General features: G+C 37.7%; 17 protein-coding genes and 2 pseudogenes. 15 read left to right on the top strand and 4 right to left on the bottom strand.

Annotated features, from left to right (window positions below; genetic code table 11):
• Positions 1 to 69 precede the first annotated feature (69 nt).
• From nadB to LCF45_RS21855, 5 genes and pseudogenes are all read left to right on the top strand, one after another.
• Positions 70 to 1,599: an L-aspartate oxidase gene (gene nadB / locus LCF45_RS21875; RefSeq protein ID WP_002067402.1), complete on the top strand. Its 1,530-nt coding sequence runs from the start codon at positions 70 to 72 to the stop codon at positions 1,597 to 1,599.
• Between the two features lie 19 nt (positions 1,600 to 1,618).
• Positions 1,619 to 2,452 (top strand): carboxylating nicotinate-nucleotide diphosphorylase, encoded by an 834-nt coding sequence (gene nadC, locus LCF45_RS21870; protein ID WP_002034160.1) that lies wholly within the window; start codon positions 1,619 to 1,621, stop codon positions 2,450 to 2,452.
• A 30-nt stretch (positions 2,453 to 2,482) separates the two neighbouring features.
• Positions 2,483 to 3,589 (top strand): quinolinate synthase NadA, encoded by a 1,107-nt coding sequence (gene nadA, locus LCF45_RS21865; RefSeq protein WP_002034162.1) that lies wholly within the window; start codon positions 2,483 to 2,485, stop codon positions 3,587 to 3,589.
• Between the two features lie 224 nt (positions 3,590 to 3,813).
• Positions 3,814 to 3,970: pseudogene (gene safA / locus LCF45_RS27180) on the top strand (SafA/ExsA family spore coat assembly protein); the annotation flags it as partial.
• Between the two features lie 2,006 nt (positions 3,971 to 5,976).
• Positions 5,977 to 6,624: a YhcN/YlaJ family sporulation lipoprotein gene (locus tag LCF45_RS21855; RefSeq protein WP_002034140.1), complete on the top strand. Its 648-nt coding sequence runs from the start codon at positions 5,977 to 5,979 to the stop codon at positions 6,622 to 6,624.
• A gap of 32 nt (positions 6,625 to 6,656) precedes the next feature.
• On the opposite strand, the pseudogene LCF45_RS21850 reads toward LCF45_RS21855, so the two are convergent.
• Positions 6,657 to 7,092, bottom strand: a pseudogene (locus LCF45_RS21850) (branched-chain amino acid ABC transporter substrate-binding protein).
• A 588-nt stretch (positions 7,093 to 7,680) separates the two neighbouring features.
• Here LCF45_RS21850 and LCF45_RS21845 point away from each other — a divergent pair.
• Positions 7,681 to 8,196, top strand: a complete 516-nt coding sequence (locus LCF45_RS21845) for a BofC C-terminal domain-containing protein (protein WP_002167631.1) — start codon at positions 7,681 to 7,683, stop codon at positions 8,194 to 8,196.
• 10 nt (positions 8,197 to 8,206) lie between these two features.
• On the opposite strand, the gene LCF45_RS21840 is transcribed toward LCF45_RS21845, so the two are convergent.
• A complete protein-coding gene (locus tag LCF45_RS21840) occupies positions 8,207 to 9,151 on the bottom strand; it encodes an iron-hydroxamate ABC transporter substrate-binding protein (RefSeq protein ID WP_002167632.1) in 945 nt (314 codons plus the stop codon).
• A 189-nt stretch (positions 9,152 to 9,340) separates the two neighbouring features.
• Here LCF45_RS21840 and ruvA point away from each other — a divergent pair, with 189 nt between their 5' ends.
• Genes ruvA through yajC form a run of 6 tightly spaced genes read left to right on the top strand, consistent with a single transcriptional unit; the run spans position 9,341 to position 13,674 of the window.
• Positions 9,341 to 9,958 (top strand): Holliday junction DNA helicase RuvA, encoded by a 618-nt coding sequence (ruvA, locus tag LCF45_RS21835; RefSeq protein WP_002088786.1) that lies wholly within the window; start codon positions 9,341 to 9,343, stop codon positions 9,956 to 9,958.
• A 5-nt stretch (positions 9,959 to 9,963) separates the two neighbouring features.
• Complete coding sequence (gene ruvB / locus LCF45_RS21830) at positions 9,964 to 10,965, top strand: Holliday junction branch migration DNA helicase RuvB (protein WP_000344470.1); 1,002 nt, start codon at positions 9,964 to 9,966, stop codon at positions 10,963 to 10,965.
• Positions 10,962 to 11,162, top strand: a complete 201-nt coding sequence (locus LCF45_RS21825) for a DUF2905 domain-containing protein (protein WP_000138161.1) — start codon at positions 10,962 to 10,964, stop codon at positions 11,160 to 11,162. The genes ruvB and LCF45_RS21825 overlap by 4 nt, the downstream gene beginning before the upstream one ends.
• A gap of 19 nt (positions 11,163 to 11,181) precedes the next feature.
• Complete coding sequence (gene queA, locus LCF45_RS21820) at positions 11,182 to 12,234, top strand: tRNA preQ1(34) S-adenosylmethionine ribosyltransferase-isomerase QueA (RefSeq protein ID WP_002167633.1); 1,053 nt, start codon at positions 11,182 to 11,184, stop codon at positions 12,232 to 12,234.
• 12 nt (positions 12,235 to 12,246) lie between these two features.
• Positions 12,247 to 13,386, top strand: a complete 1,140-nt coding sequence (tgt, locus tag LCF45_RS21815; protein ID WP_002015319.1) for a tRNA guanosine(34) transglycosylase Tgt — start codon at positions 12,247 to 12,249, stop codon at positions 13,384 to 13,386.
• A gap of 27 nt (positions 13,387 to 13,413) precedes the next feature.
• Positions 13,414 to 13,674 carry a preprotein translocase subunit YajC gene (gene yajC / locus LCF45_RS21810; protein ID WP_002015317.1) on the top strand — a complete coding sequence of 87 codons (261 nt, stop codon included), beginning with the start codon at positions 13,414 to 13,416 and terminating at the stop codon, positions 13,672 to 13,674.
• A 37-nt stretch (positions 13,675 to 13,711) separates the two neighbouring features.
• On the opposite strand, the gene LCF45_RS21805 is transcribed toward yajC, so the two are convergent.
• Positions 13,712 to 14,095 carry a TIGR04086 family membrane protein gene (locus tag LCF45_RS21805; protein WP_002015315.1) on the bottom strand — a complete coding sequence of 128 codons (384 nt, stop codon included), beginning with the start codon at positions 14,093 to 14,095 and terminating at the stop codon, positions 13,712 to 13,714.
• Positions 14,096 to 14,199: 104 nt separating this feature from the next.
• On the opposite strand from LCF45_RS21805, the gene LCF45_RS21800 reads away from it, so the two are divergent.
• Positions 14,200 to 14,856 carry a DUF421 domain-containing protein gene (locus LCF45_RS21800; protein WP_002143230.1) on the top strand — a complete coding sequence of 219 codons (657 nt, stop codon included), beginning with the start codon at positions 14,200 to 14,202 and terminating at the stop codon, positions 14,854 to 14,856.
• Between the two features lie 29 nt (positions 14,857 to 14,885).
• Here the strand turns inward: LCF45_RS21800 and spoVB are convergent, their stop codons facing one another.
• Positions 14,886 to 16,445: a stage V sporulation protein B gene (gene spoVB / locus LCF45_RS21795; protein ID WP_002015313.1), complete on the bottom strand. Its 1,560-nt coding sequence runs from the start codon at positions 16,443 to 16,445 to the stop codon at positions 14,886 to 14,888.
• 186 nt (positions 16,446 to 16,631) lie between these two features.
• On the opposite strand from spoVB, the gene LCF45_RS21790 reads away from it, so the two are divergent.
• Both LCF45_RS21790 and secDF read left to right on the top strand, forming a co-directional pair.
• Positions 16,632 to 16,916 (top strand): post-transcriptional regulator, encoded by a 285-nt coding sequence (locus LCF45_RS21790; protein ID WP_002112000.1) that lies wholly within the window; start codon positions 16,632 to 16,634, stop codon positions 16,914 to 16,916.
• Between the two features lie 282 nt (positions 16,917 to 17,198).
• Positions 17,199 to 19,463: a protein translocase subunit SecDF gene (gene secDF, locus LCF45_RS21785; RefSeq protein ID WP_003191552.1), complete on the top strand. Its 2,265-nt coding sequence runs from the start codon at positions 17,199 to 17,201 to the stop codon at positions 19,461 to 19,463.
• Positions 19,464 to 19,742: the final 279 nt, after the last annotated feature.

Below are 19,742 nucleotides of genomic sequence, written 5' to 3'. Positions count from 1 at the left end.
CATTATTTTAAAACTATGTAAATATAGGTGTCAAGACAGTTGGAAAGTGTAAAGTGGGAGGCAACAATTATGCCAAGTGCAGATGTCTTGATTATTGGAAGTGGCGTTGCGGCGCTTCGTGTTGCGAAAGAGCTTTGTCACGAAAAGAATGTGATAATTATCACAAAAAAAACAGGACGTAATAATAATACACATTTAGCTCAAGGAGGAATTGCAGCAGCTGTTGCTACATATGACGATCCGAGTGGGCATTTTGAAGATACATTAGTGGCAGGTTGCCATTATAACAACGAAGAAGCAGTTCGTTATTTAGTTGAAGAGGGACCGAAAGAAATAAGTAAGCTTATTACGAATGGAATGAAATTTGATGGGGATGAAAAAGGGATCCACCTTGGTAAAGAAGGGGCGCATCGAAAACGGCGCATTTTACATGCCGGAGGAGATGCAACTGGTAAAAATCTATTAGAGCATTTAATACAAGAAGTAGTTCCGAACGTTACTGTCGTTGAGCATGAAATGGTGCTCGATTTCATTATAGAAAATAATAAATGCATAGGAGCTTTAACGCGAAATAGTGAAGGGAAGCTGAAGCGTTACTATGCTGATAATACGGTGTTAGCATCAGGAGGGATAGGTGGTTTGTACGCCTTTACATCGAATGATGAGACAATTACAGGCGATGGACTTGCGATGATATATCGAGCTGGGGGGGAACTTGTTGATTTAGAATTTGTACAATTTCATCCGACGATGTTATACGTGGACGGGCGATGTTGTGGTCTCGTTTCTGAAGCAGTCCGTGGTGAAGGAGCTGTCCTTATAAATGGAAAAGGACAGCGTTTTATGATGGATATACATCCCGGGAAAGATCTCGCACCGCGTGATGTAGTGGCAAGGGCTATTCATGAACAACTTCTTGCAGGTGAAAAAGTGTACTTAAACATCGAAACCATTCAAAACTTTGAACAACGTTTTCCGACCGTCTCATCATTATGTAAAAAGAATGGTATTGATTTAAAAGAAAATTCTATTCCGGTCGTACCGGGCGCTCATTTTCATATGGGCGGCGTGAAGACGAATTGTGACGGAGAGACGTCCATTTCAAACTTATATGCGGTCGGTGAAGTGGCTTGTAATGGAGTTCATGGTGCGAATAGATTGGCGAGTAATTCATTATTAGAAGGTCTTGTGTTTGGAAGACGAATAGGAAAACACATTTTAGCTAAGCCAGCAGAGGAAAGAAAAAATGTGCCGGAAGAGAGAGGGAAAAGTTTTATAGCTCTTAATGATTTACCGTTGAAAGAAGAAATACAAGAATGCATGATGAAATATGTTGGGATTGTGCGAACTGAGAAAAATTTATCATATGCTCAGAGATGGTTTAGTAGGTACGGTGTGCGAAATATGATCTTACAATATGATGCACTTACAAATGAAGAGATAACGCTTATTAATATGTTAACAGTTTGTGAGCTTATAACAGTATCAGCTTTGCAAAGAGAAGACAGTATTGGTGGTCATTATCGCATTGATTATCCAGAAAGAAATAGCGTGAAAAAAGAGATTATCCGAGTGAGAAGAAAACTACAACTTGTTTAATAAGGGGAAGAGGGGTTTTATGAATACGTTAAAAGTTAAGGAAGCATTAAATCGATTTTTTCTAGAAGATATAGGAGAAAGAGATGTAACATCTCAGCTTATCTTTCCCGATAATGCACTTGCGAAAGGAACGTTTCTTGTAAAGGATACAGGGGTATTTGCAGGGTGCTTAGTAATTGAAGAAGGATTTAAATTAATTGATCAGAGAATTGGAGTTGAACTTCATAAAAAAGATGGGGATCTTGTAGAAAAAGGAGAAATAATTGCAACCGTGCAAGGCCCAATCGCATCATTATTAACGGCAGAGCGCGTTATATTAAACGTTATTCAGCGTATGAGCGGGATAGCGACGATGACACGTAAGGCGGTTTTTGCTTTAGATAGCAGTCATACACGCATTTGTGATACGAGAAAAACGATGCCAGGACTACGTATGTTTGATAAATATGCTGTAGTATGCGGGGGCGGATTTAACCACAGATTCGGTTTATATGATGGTGTCATGATTAAAGACAATCATATTGCTTTTGCTGGCTCGATTACAAAAGCTGTTACATCGGTGAAAGAAAGATTGGGACATATGGTGAAAGTAGAAGTCGAAACAGAGACAGAGGCGCAAGTAAGAGAAGCAGTAGAGGCCGGCGCAGATGTTATTATGTTCGATAATCGTACGCCAGAAGAGATTCGTGAGTTTTCAAAAATTGTACCAAGTGCCATCGTCACGGAGGCTTCAGGTGGTATTACAATTGAAGATTTATCAAAATACGGAAAAACAGGGGTAGATTATATTTCACTTGGAGCGTTAACACATTCAGTGAAAGCACTTGATATTAGTTTTAATATTGAGGCCTAATGAGAGTGGTTTAGAGGGGGAGAATCATAAATGGGTATTTTAGAGAAAGTTCAGCCAATCGAAGTAATGTTACCAGAGCGTTATCAAACGATGTCTATATTAGAGATGGAAGAGCGTGTCCGTGAAATTAAAGAAAAAATGGGGGCATTACTATTTATTCCAGGACATCATTATCAAAAAGATGAAGTGGTGCAATTTTCAGATGCAGCAGGGGACTCACTTCAACTCGCGCAAGTTGCAGCGAATAATAAAGAGGCAAAATATATTGTGTTTTGTGGTGTGCACTTTATGGCAGAAACGGCAGATATGTTAACGACAGATGATCAAATTGTCATCTTACCAGATATGCGTGCCGGCTGTTCTATGGCAGATATGGCAGATATTGAACAAACAGAAAGAGCGTGGAAAGAGCTCGCGAAATTATTTGGGGATACGATGATTCCATTAACGTATGTAAATTCAACAGCTGCGATCAAAGCGTTTTGTGGTCGTAATGGAGGGGCAACAGTAACCTCTTCTAATGCAAAACAAATGGTGTCTTGGGCGTTTACACAAAAAGAGCGTCTCGTCTTTTTACCAGACCAACATTTAGGAAGAAATACAGCGTATGATTTAGGTATTCCGTTAGAAAAAATGGCAGTGTGGAACCCGCATACAGATTCATTAGAGTACGATGGAGATATAGAAGAAATTCAAGTGATTTTATGGAAAGGCCATTGTTCTGTTCATCAAAACTTCACTGTGAAAAATATTGAAAATGTGCGAAAAAATCATCCGGATATGAATATTATTGTTCACCCTGAATGTTGTTATGAAGTGGTTGCTGCTTCTGATTATGCAGGATCAACGAAATATATTATTGATATGATTGAAGCAGCTCCGGCGGGAAGTAAGTGGGCGATTGGTACAGAGATGAATTTAGTGAACCGAATTATTCAGCAACATCCAGATAAAGAAATTATTTCGCTAAATCCGTTTATGTGTCCTTGCTTAACGATGAACCGAATTGACTTACCTCACCTGTTATGGGTACTTGAGAACATAGAAAGAGGAGAACAAATTAACGTTATTCGTGTAGAGAAACAAGTAACAGAAGAGGCAGTTCTTGCATTAAATCGTATGTTAGAGCGCGTTTAAAGCAGCGGGATTTCCGTTGCTTTTTTTCGTACATATAATCATAACAAGGATGAAATAGGCATACATTGTGTTGAGGAAATCATTGCGGTTTTTCTATGCTTATTCCACTTCGAATCATATTGAAAATAGAAGAAGTGATAAAAGTAAAAGAAGTTAATGTTGTTTAGAAAGTGTTACTTCAAAGTGTTTTTACTTATAGATAAGTTATACAGGAGGGGGAAAATTTGAAAATTCATATCGTGCAAAAAGGGGAGACCCTTTGGAAAATTGCAAAAAAGTACGGAGTGGATTTTGAAACGCTAAAAAAAACAAATACACAGCTTAGCAATCCAGACCTAATTATGCCAGGGATGAAAATTAAAGTGCCATCGCATAGCGTTCATGTGAAACAACAAACTGGATCGGGTTCAGCGCCCCCGAAACAATATGTAAAAGAGGTGCAGCAAAAAGAGTTTGCATCAACACCAACGCCACTTGCAATAGAAGATGAAGATGAGATCACGTATCAATCAACACCTATTACACAACAACCAGCTATGCAACAAACGCAAAAAGAAATGCAGATAAAACCGCAAAAAGAAATACAGGTGAAGCCGCAAAAGGAAGTGCAAGTGAAGCCACAAAAAGAAGTGCAAAAAGAAATTCCGATTCAAAAAGAGAAGCCAGTTGAAAAGCCGCCTGTCATTCAAAAACCACCTGTTGTAGAGAAAGTAGAAAAACTAAAACCTACTACAAAAGAAAACACTAAATTTTCTATCAATGTGTTACCACAGCCACCGCAACCACCAATTAAAGCGAAAAAAGAATATAAAATTTCAGACGTAATAAAAAAGGGAAGCGAGTTAATTGCTCCTCAAATTAATAAAATGAAACCTAACAATGTCATTTCTCCGCAAACGAAAAAAGACAATATAGGAAACATAGTGTCACCGCAAGTGAAAAAAGACAATATAGGGAATATAGTGTCGCCGCAAGTGAAGAAAGAGAATGTAGGGAATATAGTGTCGCCGCAAGTGAAGAAAGAGAATGTAGGGAATATAGTGTCGCCGCAAGTGAAGAAAGAGAATGTAGGGAATATAGTGTCGCCGCAAGTGAAGAAAGAGAATGTAGGGAATATAGTGTCGCCGCAAGTGAAGAAAGAAAATGTAGGGAATATAGTGTCGCCGCAAGTGAAGAAAGAGAATGTAGGGAATATAGTGTCGCCGCAAGTGAAAAAAGAAAATGTAGGAAGCATAGTCTCACCAAACGTATCAAAAGAAAGTGTTATTATCCCGCAAGTAATACCGCCTAATATTCAAGTGCCGAATATAATGCCAATAATGGATAACAATCAACCACCAAATATAATGCCAATAATGGATAACAATCAACCACCAAATATAATGCCAATAATGGATAACAATCAACCACCAAATATGATGCCGATAATGGATAACAACCAAATGCCAAATATGATGCCGATAATGGATAACAACCAAATGCCAAATATGATGCCGATAATGGATAACAACCAAATGCCAAATATGATGCCGATAATGGATAACAACCAAATGCCAAATATGATGCCGATAATGGATAACAACCAAATGCCAAACATGATGCCGATAATGGATAACAACCAAATGCCAAACATGATGCCGATAATGGATAACAACCAAATGCCAAACATGATGCCAATAATGGATAACAATCAAATGCCGAACATGATGCCAATAATGGATAACAATCAAATGCCAAACATGATGCCGATAATGGATAACAATCAAATGCCGAACATGATGCCAATAATGGATAACAATCAAATGCCAAACATGATGCCGATAATGGATAACAATCAAATGCCGAACATGATGCCATATCAACAGCCAATGATGCCGCCATATCCGCAGTATCAGCAACAAAATCCATACAATCAAATGCCGTATCAACAAATGGCACCGCAATATACTTCTATGCCAAATCCAAATATGATGCCAATGGATAATAATATGCCGCCACTCGTGCAAGGGGAAGAAGATTGTGGATGCGGAGGAGAGAGTAGGTTATATAGTCCGCAACCGGGTGGACCACAATACGCCAATCCTTTATATTATCAACCAACTCAGCCAGCATATGCACCACAGCCAGGAACGATGTATTATCAGCCGGACCCACCAAACGTATTTGGAGAACCAGTTTCAGAAGAAGAGGACGAAGAGGAAGTTTAAAAAAAGGTGGGGTTATTCCCACCTTTTTTGTATTCGTGATAGTCAGGAATATGGTGAATTTACATTAAGTGCTAGAAAATTCCTAGTGAAATATTAACAGTGTAAAAACCCTCTCTGTTACTCATCATAAGGGGGAGCTTTTCGAAAGAGAAGTTCATTCTAACAGAGGGGGTTTTTGTATTGAATACGAAAGTAAAAGTTATTGCTGCTTCTTTGTTAGTTACCAGTGCATTAGCTGCATGTGGTACACCAAAAGATAATAATGCGATGGATGGACGTAACTACAATTACGAGCGTACATCTTATAATGATACACACCAGTATCGTGATAATGTAGCGCGTAACGATCGTTCTACAGATTATGTAACATATAGAAACGGTCGTAACGATACAGGATATAATAATTATTACCGTGATGTAAATTACAATGGGCAAATTGCTAATCCACATCCAACTCGTAATATTACAATGAACAATTCATACATTAACAATGATGGTAAAACTGCGGAGAAAATTACGAATCGTGTGAAACGTATGAATAACGTAGACCGAGTTTCTACAGTTGTATATGGAAACGATGTAGCGATTGCGGTAAAACCACGTAATACAGCGACGAATGAAACAGCGATGGCGAACGAAATTCGTCAAGCTGTTGTGAATGAAGTTGGAAATAGAAACGTATATGTTTCTGTAAGAAATGACATGTTTACTCGTGTCGATGCAATGAGTACGCGTTTACGTAACGGCACAGCTACAAACGATTTTAATCGTGACATAACAAATATGTTCCGAGACATTCGTTACGGTCTGACTGGTACTATGCGATAACAAATCAAAGAGGAAGGGATAGCCCTTCCTCTTTATTCATCGTCGTCTTGTAAACGTCGTTTTTTTATAAAATAACTAACGGAGTAAGACGCTAAAAAGCATATGAAGAGAATACCACCTGTTAAAATAGCTTCAAATAGAGGTCTTTCTGGACTGAAAATGATATAAATAATAGCCATGATAATTCCTACAATAAGAGAGCGTAAAATAATTTTGTAATAAGGAGTTAACTTTATTTCATTTTCGCTTTCTTCTACATCGATAGAAACGCTTAACTGTAAATAACTAAGTACAATAACTTGTAAGAATAAATAATAACCACAATGGAGATTTCGTAATTTGATCCATTCCTTCTGTGAATCCGATATAGCCTAAAATTCCGATTATACCAATTGATTGAAAAAGAAAGGCAATACGTATGTTTTTTAACATTTGAAGTATGAGGCGTTCATCTTTAATTTTTTTCAAGGCATTCATCCCCTGTTTATATTTATAGTATTAATTGTAACGTATATATTACATTAATCAATTTATAATTTACATAAATTTCAATTGGTTGAAAGAGGAAGAAAAATATATTTAGAAATATATTGCGCTTCTACCTTGTTAATGTTATATTAGCAAAGCGATGAGCTAATTTACGTAAGTCGAGAGATATGCTTAAGTGCTAAACACGCGAATGTGGTCGCCTGGTCTTTCGCCGTAAACGCATCAGACGCCTGCTTTGCAGGCGTCTTTCATTTTATATAAAAGTAAATGATACATGCAGATGAGGATTAACCCTTATCTGCATTTTTTGTCCCGCTATTTGTGGGCAGTAAGACTCCCACCTCAAAATTCGGCGAATGCGAGGGAGTTAGGTGGGAGATCAACTGCCCGTAAAAGCCCGATTGGTTCAACTAATAATCAGTGGGGGGATAAACAAAACCCCCCACTGATTAAAGTTTCACTTTATTTTCCTTAGAAATTTAATGCTATTGTTTATATGGATAAAACCCCCATTTCCGGAAAAGCTACAAATGAAAGTATGATTTTGCCTAGAAGAGGTGAACGGAAATGAAATGGATGCTAATTGCAGTGCAAGCTTTCGTTGTGATGTTTTGCTTAGCTTATGGATCCGATGTGAGGGCAGAAATAACAGAAAAAGTACCTGAAGTTACAATTTTATTAGAGCGTATGTATGTTGATGGAGAAGTAAGCGAGGAAATACTGACAGAAAAAGTAGCGGATTTAGAAAAGTTTTTGCAGCAATATAAAGAATGGCAACTTGTTGATCGTGATGATGTGCAAATCGTATTACAAAGGAAAGTTGATGATATTTCTCCTTTACTGAAAACGAGCGGTTATTTTGGTGTTTCAGAGGAAGGGATATTGCAAATTTTTAAAGGGGTACCGAAAAGTGATAACGCGATCCATTCCTTCTTTCAAATTGATATGAAAAAGCTTGAGAGTTATGAGCGAGCAAAACTAAAGCGTGGTATTCGTATTAAGTCAAAAGAAGGATTCGTGAAGACAATCGAAAAAATGAAGCAATACGCAGTGCAAAATAATAAAAAAAGCAGCTCAGGGTGAGCTGCTTTTTTTATTTATTCTTAGCTAAAATCTCTTTTGCGATTTCATCAATTAGCATATCTTTTCCGATTGGATTGAATGCTTTCGTATTGAAGGCTTCATTCGATACTTCATATACGTGATTGTTTTTTACTGCTTTATTATCTTTCCAAACCGCACTGTTTTTATAGTCTTCGTACACTTTATCAGCTTCTCCGCCGAAGTTTACAATAAACATTTGATCAGGCTGGAATGCAACAAGACCTTCTAGTGATACTTGTGCCATCGTTTGTTTTAAATCTGTACCTTTTGTTGCTGGAAGCTTTAAGTCGTTAAAGATGATGTCACCGTATCCGAAGCTACCGTATACACGGAAGTTTTGTGGTGTAACTGCAACGAACATAAAGTTCTCATCTTTTGTTTTCTCTTTAATTTTTTTAGATAAAGAGTCTGCTTTTTTATCGTAATCTGCAATCCATTTGTCTGCTTTCTTTTCTTCGTCAAATAGTTTACCTACTTCTTTAAACTTACCGCGCCAGTCTTCTAGATTTGTTTCCAGAACAACTGTCGGTGCCACTTTTTCTAGTTGATCATAAATTTTCAATTGACGATTGTTTAAAATAATTAAGTCTGGTTTTAAAGCAGTAACAGCCTCTAAATCAACTTTAGGTGCCCAATACCAGCCAACTGCTTTTACTCCGTCTAACTTTTCAGTTAAATGATTTTGGATTTTATCTTTATATGTGTTTGCTGTGCCAACAGGTTTATGTCCAAGGATTAATAATTCCTCTGTTGATCCAGATAAATCAACAATTCTCTTTGGATTAGCTGGAATTGTTGCTTCCCCTTTAGCATGTTTTACAACTTTTGTTTTCGGTTGTTCTTTTGTTTTTTCTTCTTCTTTTTGAGAAGAACAGCCAACGATAGAAAGAACAACTAGCATGATAGTAAATAAAATAAATAGCTTTTGTTTCATCCTGATGTAACCCCTTTAATTAATATTGATAATCATTATTGACTCCTGTATAGTAATGTTCTTTTTGTATTTATGTCAATAGAAAAAAACGGAAATTGTAAACGGGGAACATTTGTTGGGGCAGTCTCGCTTTTCTATTGTTAAATATGTTAAAATGGAATACATGATTTGAGAGGGAGAGATCGTATTTTGTTTGAATATGTTACAGGTTACGTGGAGTATGTAGGACCGGAATATGTCGTAATTGACCATAATGGAATTGGTTATCAAATTTTCACACCAAATCCGTATGTATTTCAAAGAAGTAAGCAAGAAATCCGTGTCTATACATATCATTATGTGAGAGAAGATATTATGGCACTTTACGGTTTTAAAACACGTGAAGAGCGTTTATTATTTACAAAATTGTTAGGTGTATCGGGGATTGGACCAAAAGGTGCTCTTGCAATTTTAGCTTCTGGTCAAACCGGACAGGTCGTTCAAGCGATTGAACATGAAGATGAGAAGTTCTTAGTGAAGTTCCCAGGCGTCGGAAAGAAAACAGCGCGCCAAATGATTTTAGATTTAAAAGGAAAACTAGCAGATGTTGTACCAGATGCGTTTGTTGATTTGTTCTCAGATACTGAAAGTTTTGATACGAAGAAAGGTTCATCAGTTGAACTTGATGAAGCACTGGAAGCACTGCGTGCACTTGGCTATGCAGAACGAGAAGTCTCTCGCGTTGTACCAGAGTTATTAAAAGAATCACTAACGACGGATCAATATATTAAAAAGGCACTTAGTCTTTTACTAAATGGTAAGAGGTGAGTATAATGGACGAACGTCTCCTTTCAGGGGAATCTGGATACGAAGATGCGGATTTAGAGTATTCATTACGGCCACAGACGCTCCGTCAGTACATTGGCCAAGATAAAGCGAAACATAATTTAGAAGTGTTTATTGAAGCGGCGAAAATGCGTGAAGAAACGTTAGATCACGTACTTTTATATGGCCCACCTGGACTTGGTAAAACGACGCTTGCGAATATTATTGCCAATGAAATGGGTGTTAACATTCGAACGACGTCAGGTCCCGCAATTGAAAGACCAGGAGATTTAGCAGCTGTATTAACAGCGCTTCAGCCAGGAGATGTATTATTTATTGATGAAATTCATCGTTTGCATAGATCTATTGAAGAAGTGCTATACCCAGCGATGGAAGACTTTTGCCTTGATATCGTTATTGGGAAAGGACCATCAGCTCGCTCTGTACGCCTAGATTTACCTCCATTTACGCTAGTTGGGGCAACGACGCGTGCAGGTGCATTATCAGCACCACTTCGTGACCGTTTCGGTGTACTTTCACGATTAGAGTACTATACAGTAGATCAGCTTTCTGCGATTGTAGAACGCACAGCAGAAGTGTTTGAAGTTGAAATAGATTCGTTAGCTGCATTAGAAATTGCAAGACGTGCCCGTGGTACACCTCGTATTGCGAATCGTTTATTACGACGTGTACGTGACTTCGCACAAGTTCGCAGTGACGGAACGATTGCGATGGAAATTACACAAATGGCGTTAGAACTATTACAAGTAGATAAATTAGGACTTGATCATATCGACCATAAATTACTGCTTGGTATTATTGAAAAGTTCCGCGGTGGTCCAGTTGGATTAGAAACTGTTTCAGCAACGATTGGGGAAGAATCTCATACGATTGAAGATGTGTATGAGCCGTATTTATTACAAATTGGCTTTTTACAAAGAACGCCAAGAGGCCGGATCGTAACACCGCTCGCATATGAGCATTTCGGAATGGAGATGCCCAAAGTATGACGGAGATGCCAAAGCTGCTTATTACAGCTGGTATTTTGCTCATTGTTGTTGGATTAGCTTGGAAGTTCATAGGAAGGCTTCCAGGCGATATTTTTGTGAAAAAAGGTAACGTTACCTTTTATTTTCCTATCATTACATGTATTGTGTTAAGTATTGCATTATCTTTCATTATGTATATAATAAATCGATTCAAATAAGAAATAGGTGGATACAGTTATGGATATTAATCTGTTTGATTTTCATTTACCAGAAGAACTCATTGCACAAATTCCGCTTGAAGAGCGTGAAACATCAAGATTGATGGTGTTAGACCGTGAAACAGGAGATATTGAGCATAAACATTTTACAGACATTCTTTCTTACTTACAAGAGGGGGATTGCTTAGTTTTAAATGAAACGAAAGTGATGCCAGCTCGCTTGCACGGTGTGAAAGAAGATACAGGTGCACACATTGAAGTGCTTCTTTTGAAACAAGAGGAAGGCGATAAGTGGGAAACGCTTATAAAGCCAGCGAAGCGTGTAAAAGAAGGAACTGTCATCTCTTTTGGTGAAGGAAAGTTAAAAGCAACTTGCATTGGAACAGCAGATCAAGGTGGGCGTCAACTTGAGTTTTCATATGACGGCATCTTTTATGAAATTTTAGACGAGCTTGGAGAAATGCCACTTCCTCCATATATTAAAGAGACGCTAGAAGATCGCGATCGTTATCAAACGGTATATGCGAAGGAAATCGGTTCAGCAGCAGCACCGACGGCTGGCCTTCACTTTACAGAAGAGTTACTTGAGAAATTGAAGCAAAAAGGCGTCGGGTTAGCATTCATTACACTCCATGTAGGACTTGGAACTTTTAGACCAGTTTCTGCAGATACTATTGAAGAGCATCATATGCACGCAGAGTATTACCATATGTCTGAAGAGACTGCGGCGTTATTAAACCGCGTGAAAGAGAATGGCGGCCGTATTATTACTGTAGGTACGACATCAACTCGTACGTTAGAAACGATTGCGACAGATAATAGTGGTAAGCTTTGCGCAGCTTCTGGCTGGACAGATATTTTTATGTACCCAGGATATGAATTTAAAGCAATTGATGGTTTAATTACAAACTTCCATTTGCCGAAATCAACATTAATTATGCTTGTAAGTGCATTTTCAAATAGAGATAATGTACTTCATGCTTATAATGAAGCAGTAAAAGAAAAATATCGTTTCTTTAGTTTCGGTGATGCGATGTTCGTTGCATCTCACGCTAAAATGAGAAACAAATAAAAGGAGTAAATTATGACAGCAATTCGTTATGAATTTATTAAAACTTGTAAACAAACGGGTGCGCGTTTAGGTCGAGTGCACACGCCACACGGCTCATTTGATACACCGACATTTATGCCAGTTGGTACACTTGCAACAGTTAAAACAATGTCACCAGAAGAATTAAAAGCAATGGATTCTGGCATTATTTTAAGCAATACGTATCATTTATGGCTACGTCCAGGCCACGAAATTATTCGTGAAGCAGGTGGCTTGCATAAGTTTATGAACTGGGATCGTGCAATCTTAACGGATTCAGGTGGATTCCAAGTATTTAGCTTAAGTGATTTCCGACGTATTGAAGAGGAAGGTGTTCATTTCCGCAATCACTTAAATGGCGATAAATTATTCTTATCTCCAGAAAAAGCGATGGAAATCCAAAATGCATTAGGTTCAGATATCATGATGGCATTTGATGAGTGTCCACCGTTCCCAGCTACTTTTGAATACATGAAAAAGTCGGTAGAGCGTACAAGCCGCTGGGCAGAGCGTTGCCTAAAGGCGCATGAACGTCCACAAGATCAAGGTTTATTCGGTATTGTACAGGGCGGGGAGTTTGAAGAACTTCGTCGTCAAAGTGCGAAAGATCTTGTTTCAATGGACTTCCCTGGCTATGCTATCGGCGGTCTATCTGTTGGTGAACCGAAGGATATTATGAATCGTGTTCTTGAGTTTACAACACCACTTCTTCCTGATGATAAACCACGTTACTTAATGGGTGTAGGTTCTCCTGACTCGTTAATTGATGGTGCGATTCGCGGTGTTGATATGTTTGACTGTGTACTTCCAACTCGTATCGCTCGAAATGGTACATGTATGACAAGTGAAGGCCGCTTAGTTGTGAAAAATGCGAAATTCGCTAGAGACTTCGGGCCGCTTGATCCGAACTGTGATTGCTACACATGTAAAAACTATTCTCGTGCGTACATTCGTCACTTAATGAAATGTGATGAAACGTTCGGAATTCGTTTAACGTCTTATCACAACCTTCATTTTCTGTTAAACTTAATGGAGCAGGTGAGACAAGCTATTCGTGAAGACCGTCTTGGCGATTTCCGCGAAGAGTTCTTTGAACAGTATGGCTTTAATAAACCGAATGCTAAAAACTTCTAATACATAATTTAAAAGGAGGAACACAAGATGAATGCAGGTATGATGAATATCGTTATGATTGTTGCGATGTTTGCGATTTTCTATTTCTTATTAATTCGCCCGCAACAAAAGCGTCAAAAAGCAGTTGCACAAATGCAAAATGAAATCAAAAAAGGTGATGCTATCGTAACAATCGGTGGTTTACACGCTACAATCGAATCAGTGGATGAAACAAAAATTGTTGTTAAATCTGGTGGTGCACACTTAACTTTCGATCGCAATGCGATTCGTGAAGTTGTGAAAAACTAATGATGAAGGCCCTGCATGAAATGTGCAGGGCCTTTTTTTAACTATTTTGTTTTGACATATTTACACCGAAAATACCTCCGAGTGTACTCGCACCCATCAATGCTAATTGGTAGAGTAACTGTGAGTTCGATAAAGTTTGAGAGAAGCCTAAATAGTTAACGAGAAAGACGAGAATAGCGAATGTAAGGCCTGTTGTGAAACCTACTAGCCATCCTTTTCCTTGTGCCTTTTTACCAGCAATAAATCCGGACATAAGCATAGATAGAAGGGCTATTATAAAAATAATAATTACTAATGTCCCTTCATTAATATTCGTAAATTTTAATAAAAGAGCCATGATCATACTTGTAATAGATGCGAGGATTAATAGGGTAATAATACCGAAGCCGATTGCGCTCGATAATTTTTTCGTTCCATCCATTATGCATTCCCCCTTTTTAATACAAGCATATTTTCATTTTGTTTAAGTTAGACTAGTTTCTTTTTTTGTAGGGGAGCCTATAAGTAAAAAAAGGGGATGTAGAAATGGAATGGGTATCAATAATCGGGCGAACAATGCTTTTGTATATAATCATTTTAATTATTTTTCGTCTTATGGGTAAACGTGAAATTGGAGAATTAAGTGTATTAGATTTAGTTGTATTCATTATGCTCGGTGAAATGGCTGTAGTGGCAATCGAAAATACAGATAAATCACTTTGGCATCAATTAGTTCCAATGACTTTTCTTATGTGTATACAAATCATTTTGTCGGTCATTTCTTTAAAGTTTCAGCGTTTTCGGCATTTAATAGAAGGGGAGCCTGCGATTCTTGTGAATGCAGGTAAAATTGATGAAAAAAAGATGCGGAAACAGCGATATAACATAGATGATTTATTGATGCAACTACGTGAGCAAGGAATCGGAGATGTGCGTGATGTAGAATACGCTATTTTAGAACCATCTGGAAAGTTATCTGTCTTTCAAAAACAAAAAAGTAAAAAGAGCAAAAATGATACACCAATTTTTACACTCCCACTAATTATTGATGGAGAAATTCAATACAATCATTTGCAAATGATCGAACATACAGATGGGTGGCTCGTTGAGAAACTGAATAACTTAGGTTATAAAGATGTGAAACGGATTTTATATTGTAGTTTTCAAAATGGACAGTTTTTCGTTGATTTGAAAGAAAATTAGAGGCTTACCATTTTGAATGGCAAGCCTGCTTACTTCAAAAATGAAAGTTTCCGAATGATAGGGAGACGACTTAATTCTTCTTTTCGAATGAGTTTGAAAACGAAGAGGAGAACGATATAAACGATTGTTGTTAAAGTGATTTCCCATAATGTTTGTATGCCAAGTGAATGAGAAAAAACGATATACTTATGAAGATAAAAACCGAAGGTACCAGCAATCCCGATAGCAATTCCGCCGAAAATATAGTCTTTTGCATAAATGGTAAATGCAATTTTCTTTAAAACAGTGGCGTAGTGAAGGAATGTTACGGTTACTATATTTGCTGCGATGGCGAGGGCAACCCCCATCATTTGGAACTCTGGGCGTGAAGCGAGTACAAAGATAACGATTAATTTTACGATAGCGCCAATAAATGTGTTCATCATAGCAGCGCGTGCTAAGTTTAAAGCTTGCAACACAGATGTAAGGGGGCTTTGAAAATAATGAAATAAAAAGCAAGGTGCAAGAAGCTGGATGAAAGCGGCCGCGTTGTCTGATCCGTACATGAGAGTTAAAACTGGAGAAGCAAATACATATAATATAACGACTGACCATCCGCCGGTTATTAAGGAAATTCGAAGTGCTTGTTGTAATCGGTGTTCTACTAATTTGTGTTGTCTCTTTGCCATTGCCTCGCTAATTGATGGGACGAGTGCTGTAGAAAGAGCATATGTAATAAAGGCTGGCAGTGATAGAAGTGGGAACGCATATCCGTTTAATATACCGTATTGCTGAGTTGCGACAGAAGCAGCAACGCCGGCGATCGCTAAGCTTTGCATAACGACGATAGGTTCAAAGAAATAAGAAACGGAACCAATTAAACGGCTTCCTGTAGTTGGTAAAGCAATGTCCATAAGAGAATAAAATGTATTTTTGCTCTCCTTTACAGTAGTGAAAAATCCAGAGCGTATAGATAAATGTTTTTCGCGTTGGAATAAAGTAAGTAAAAATAATAAAGATGCAACTTCACCTAGAACAGCTGATAGCATGGCACCGGCTGCAGCATATTCTACGCCGTAAGGTAAAAATAACCGAATGCATACAGCGATAATTGTAATGCGGACAACTTGTTCTATGACTTGAGCGTAAGCGCTCGGCTTCATGTTTTGTTTCCCTTGGAAATAACCACGTAAAACGGAAGAAACTGCAATAACGGGGACGACAGGTAAAATAGCCATTAATGGATAGTAAGTTCTTTCATCTGTTAATAATGTTTTTGCTAAAATAGGTGTGAGTAGCATAATCCCAATTGTTAAAATGATACTAATAATGGATGTAACGGCTAGTGAGACAGTTAATATTTTTTTAACTCTTTGCTTATCGTTCACTGCTTCTGCTTCTGCTACAAATTTTGCGATTGCAACAGGAAGGCCAATTTGTGTTAATGTAATTGCTAAAATGAAGGTGGGGACAGCCATCATATAAAGGCCGACGCCTTCTTCGCCTAAAATACGTGCCATTACAATGCGGTTAATAAATCCAAGGATTTTTGTAATAAAACCGGCTATCATTAAAATAAATGCGCCTTTTAAAAAGCTTTGTCTCGTCATACTCTTCTCCTACCTTCTCAAAATCAATGGAATGATTTACAATAATTTATATGCACGTATGAGACAAGAATGACAAGCATTTAAGAGAGTGAAGTATGAATGGTACTCTTGAAAGAAGTTATTACTGTCCATTAGAGCGGGATTAAAAGCGACTTTTCGTGCTGAAATAAGAAGGAGATGTTATATATGTTGGATAAAGAGGCTTTGGTAGAATCATACCGCGGACAGTTACAAGTCGTTTTAGAAAGTAAAGTAGAAGAGTTTCAAATGTTCGGTTACGACCGAGTGACAGATAATGATATTTGGAAGTTTCTCAAGGCGAAAAAGTGGAAAAAGATAGATAGTGATGTTAGGTTATATGAATTAGTAAATGATGTATTAAGAGTAAGTACTAATGAATATATGAATTATTTAACTGTTGAAGCATATCAAGCACCACTTTGGTCGTTTGATGAATATGAAAATAAATAACCGACTGTAATTGGTTTGTTCTTCCTTTTGCAGTATAATGATAGGTATTGATAAAGAGGAATTAATTATGTCTAAGATTATATATAAAGGAGGTAGTGAAGAGGAAAAATAAATAATGAATAGTGTAGGTATTGTGAAAAGCTTACCGACACAGCTAGTGATGAACTAGCGGAAATACATGTATTTTATAGAAAGTAAGTCTACTAACTAGGCGTATGCACACGTGCGAAAATGAATCGTAAGAGATTTATTGAAAGTGTTAGTAGCAGAAAGAGGGTACATATGGCAAAGCGTGGTACAAGAATTGCCGCCTTTTTCCTCATCGTTTTATTAATTGGTGGAGTAATTGGTGCGGCAGGAAAAGACATAGCAAAAGGAATTAGTCTAGGACTAGACCTTCGCGGTGGTTTTGAAATTCTGTATGAAGTAAAACCAGCCAAAAAAGGTGATAAAATCGATCGTGATGCACTTGTAAGTACAGTAGGTGCTCTTGAAAATCGTGTCAATGTTCTTGGTGTAAGTGAGCCGAACATTCAAATCGAAGGGGAAGATCGAATTCGTGTACAGCTTGCTGGTGTACAAGATCAGCAAAAAGCACGTGAAATGTTATCAACACAAGCGAAACTAACATTCCGTGATGTGGATGATAACCTTCTTATGGACGGAACGGATTTAAAAGGCGGCGGAGCGAAGCAAACATTTGATGAGCAAGGCCGTGCGAGCGTAGGTCTTACACTAAAAAGCGCTGAAAAATTCCGTGAAGTAACTGAAAAGATTTCAAAAATGCCACCACCAACGAATTTAATGGTAATTTGGCTTGATTTTGAAGAAGGAAAAGATTCATATAAAGCAGAATCTGCAAAACCGAATCCGAAGTTTTTATCAGCAGCAACAGTAAGCCAAGTATTTAACCAAGCTGAAGTATCTATCGTAGGTGGAAACTTTACAGTTGAAAGTGCGAAAGAACTTTCATCTTTATTAAATGCAGGTGCACTTCCTGTTGATTTAAAAGAAATGTATTCAACATCTGTTGGAGCGAAATTTGGTCAACAAGCATTAGAGCAAACGATTTTCGCTAGTGCGATCGGTATTGCTATTATCTTCTTATTCATGCTTGTATTCTACCGTTTACCAGGACTTGTAGCGGTTATTATGTTAGGTTTATACATTTTCGTTACATTACTTGTCTTTAACTGGATGCATGCAGTTCTTACGTTACCGGGTATTGCGGCATTAGTGCTCGGGGTTGGTATCGCAGTTGATGCGAATATCATTACGTACGAGAGATTGAAGGAAGAGCTTAAAATTGGTAAGTCGATGATGTCAGCATTCCGTGCTGGTAACCATCGTTCATTAGCGACAATTTTAGATGCGAACATTACAACAATTGCAGCAGCTGGTGTATTATTCGCTTACGGTAATAGCTCTGTAAAAGGATTCGCAACAAGTTTAATCGTAAGTATTTTAGTTGGTTTCATTACGAACGTATTCGGTACTCGTTTCTTACTAGGTTTACTTGTAAAGAGCCGTTACTTTGATAAGAAACTATCTTACTTTGGTGTTAAGGAAAAGGATATTATTCCATTAACAAAAGGTGTAGTCCATCCACCGACGAGATTTGATCGTATTAACTTCGTAAATATCGGTCATAAATTTTTCTTATTCTCAATTGTAGTTGTAATTGCTGGGGCAATTATATTACCGATTTTCAAAATGAATCTTGGTATTGACTTTGCAAGTGGTACACGTATCGACTTGCAATCAAAACAAGCAACTACTGTTTCTAATGTTCATAAAGATTTGAAAGAATTGAACATCGATGTGAAGGAAGAAGATATTGTACCGACCGGAGATGACAATAAAGGTTTCGCAGTTCGTACAGTAGGTGTTCTATCGAAAGATGAAATTGCGAAAACAAAAACATTCTTCCACGATAAATACGGTACAGATCCGAATGTAAGTACAGTTTCGCCGACAATCGGTAAAGAGATTGCACGAAATGCATTTATCGCAGTACTAATTGCTTCTGCAGTAATCGTTTTATACGTAAGTATTCGTTTCCGTCTTACGTACGCAGTATCTGCAGTAATCGCATTATTACATGATGCATTCGTTATGATTGTTGTATTTAGTCTTTTCCAGATAGAGGTAGACTTAACGTTTATCGCTGCGGTATTAACGATTATTGGTTACTCTATCAATGACTCGATTGTTACGTTTGATAGAAACCGTGAGTTATACAAACAGAAAAAACGAGTTCGCGACATAAAAGATTTAGAAGAAATCGTAAACTCAAGTATTCGTCAAACAATTGGTCGTTCAATTAATACAGTGTTAACAGTGTTATTCCCAGTAATCACACTACTTATTTTCGGTAGTGAATCACTGCGTAACTTCTCACTTGCATTATTAATTGGATTAGTTGTAGGTACGTACTCTTCTATTTTCGTTGCTTCTCAAATTTGGTTAATGCTTGAAAACCGTCGTTTGAAAAAGGGCAAAAACAAGAAGAAGGTTGAGAAAGAAGAACCTGAACCGCAAGTATAAAAAAGATGATGTCTCATTATGAGGCATCTCTTTTTTCGTTTGTGGATACAATAAGATAGCAACTTTTGAAAGAATGAAATGGAATAAAGTGGTGATGTTATCGCTGATTTTGTTAAAATAAAGTGAAACTTTAATAAGTGGGGGTTTTGTTCATCCCCACTTATTATTAGCCCTCACCAATCGGGCTTTTACGGGCAGTTGATCTCCCACCTAACTTCCTTGTATTTGCCGGATTTTGAGGTGGGGGGCTTACTGCCCGCAAATAGCGGGATAAAAAGA

This window comes from Bacillus sp. 41-22 (genome assembly GCF_025809295.1).
GTDB classification, from domain to species: domain Bacteria; phylum Bacillota; class Bacilli; order Bacillales; family Bacillaceae_G; genus Bacillus_A; species Bacillus_A mycoides.
Note: the sequence above shows the minus strand (reverse complement) of the source record. Positions and strands in the feature narration are given on the sequence as shown.

Coding starts and splice junctions, on each gene's coding strand:
- nadB (WP_002067402.1), top strand. CDS start 70: ATGCCAAGTGCAGATGTCTTGATTATTGGAAGTGGCGTTGCGGCGCTT.
- nadC (WP_002034160.1), top strand. CDS start 1,619: ATGAATACGTTAAAAGTTAAGGAAGCATTAAATCGATTTTTTCTAGAA.
- nadA (WP_002034162.1), top strand. CDS start 2,483: ATGGGTATTTTAGAGAAAGTTCAGCCAATCGAAGTAATGTTACCAGAG.
- LCF45_RS21845 (WP_002167631.1), top strand. CDS start 7,681: ATGAAATGGATGCTAATTGCAGTGCAAGCTTTCGTTGTGATGTTTTGC.
- LCF45_RS21840 (WP_002167632.1), bottom strand. CDS start 9,151: ATGAAACAAAAGCTATTTATTTTATTTACTATCATGCTAGTTGTTCTT.
- ruvB (WP_000344470.1), top strand. CDS start 9,964: ATGGACGAACGTCTCCTTTCAGGGGAATCTGGATACGAAGATGCGGAT.
- LCF45_RS21825 (WP_000138161.1), top strand. CDS start 10,962: ATGACGGAGATGCCAAAGCTGCTTATTACAGCTGGTATTTTGCTCATT.
- queA (WP_002167633.1), top strand. CDS start 11,182: ATGGATATTAATCTGTTTGATTTTCATTTACCAGAAGAACTCATTGCA.
- tgt (WP_002015319.1), top strand. CDS start 12,247: ATGACAGCAATTCGTTATGAATTTATTAAAACTTGTAAACAAACGGGT.
- yajC (WP_002015317.1), top strand. CDS start 13,414: ATGAATGCAGGTATGATGAATATCGTTATGATTGTTGCGATGTTTGCG.
- LCF45_RS21805 (WP_002015315.1), bottom strand. CDS start 14,095: ATGGATGGAACGAAAAAATTATCGAGCGCAATCGGCTTCGGTATTATT.
- LCF45_RS21800 (WP_002143230.1), top strand. CDS start 14,200: ATGGAATGGGTATCAATAATCGGGCGAACAATGCTTTTGTATATAATC.
- spoVB (WP_002015313.1), bottom strand. CDS start 16,445: ATGACGAGACAAAGCTTTTTAAAAGGCGCATTTATTTTAATGATAGCC.
- LCF45_RS21790 (WP_002112000.1), top strand. CDS start 16,632: ATGTTGGATAAAGAGGCTTTGGTAGAATCATACCGCGGACAGTTACAA.
- secDF (WP_003191552.1), top strand. CDS start 17,199: ATGGCAAAGCGTGGTACAAGAATTGCCGCCTTTTTCCTCATCGTTTTA.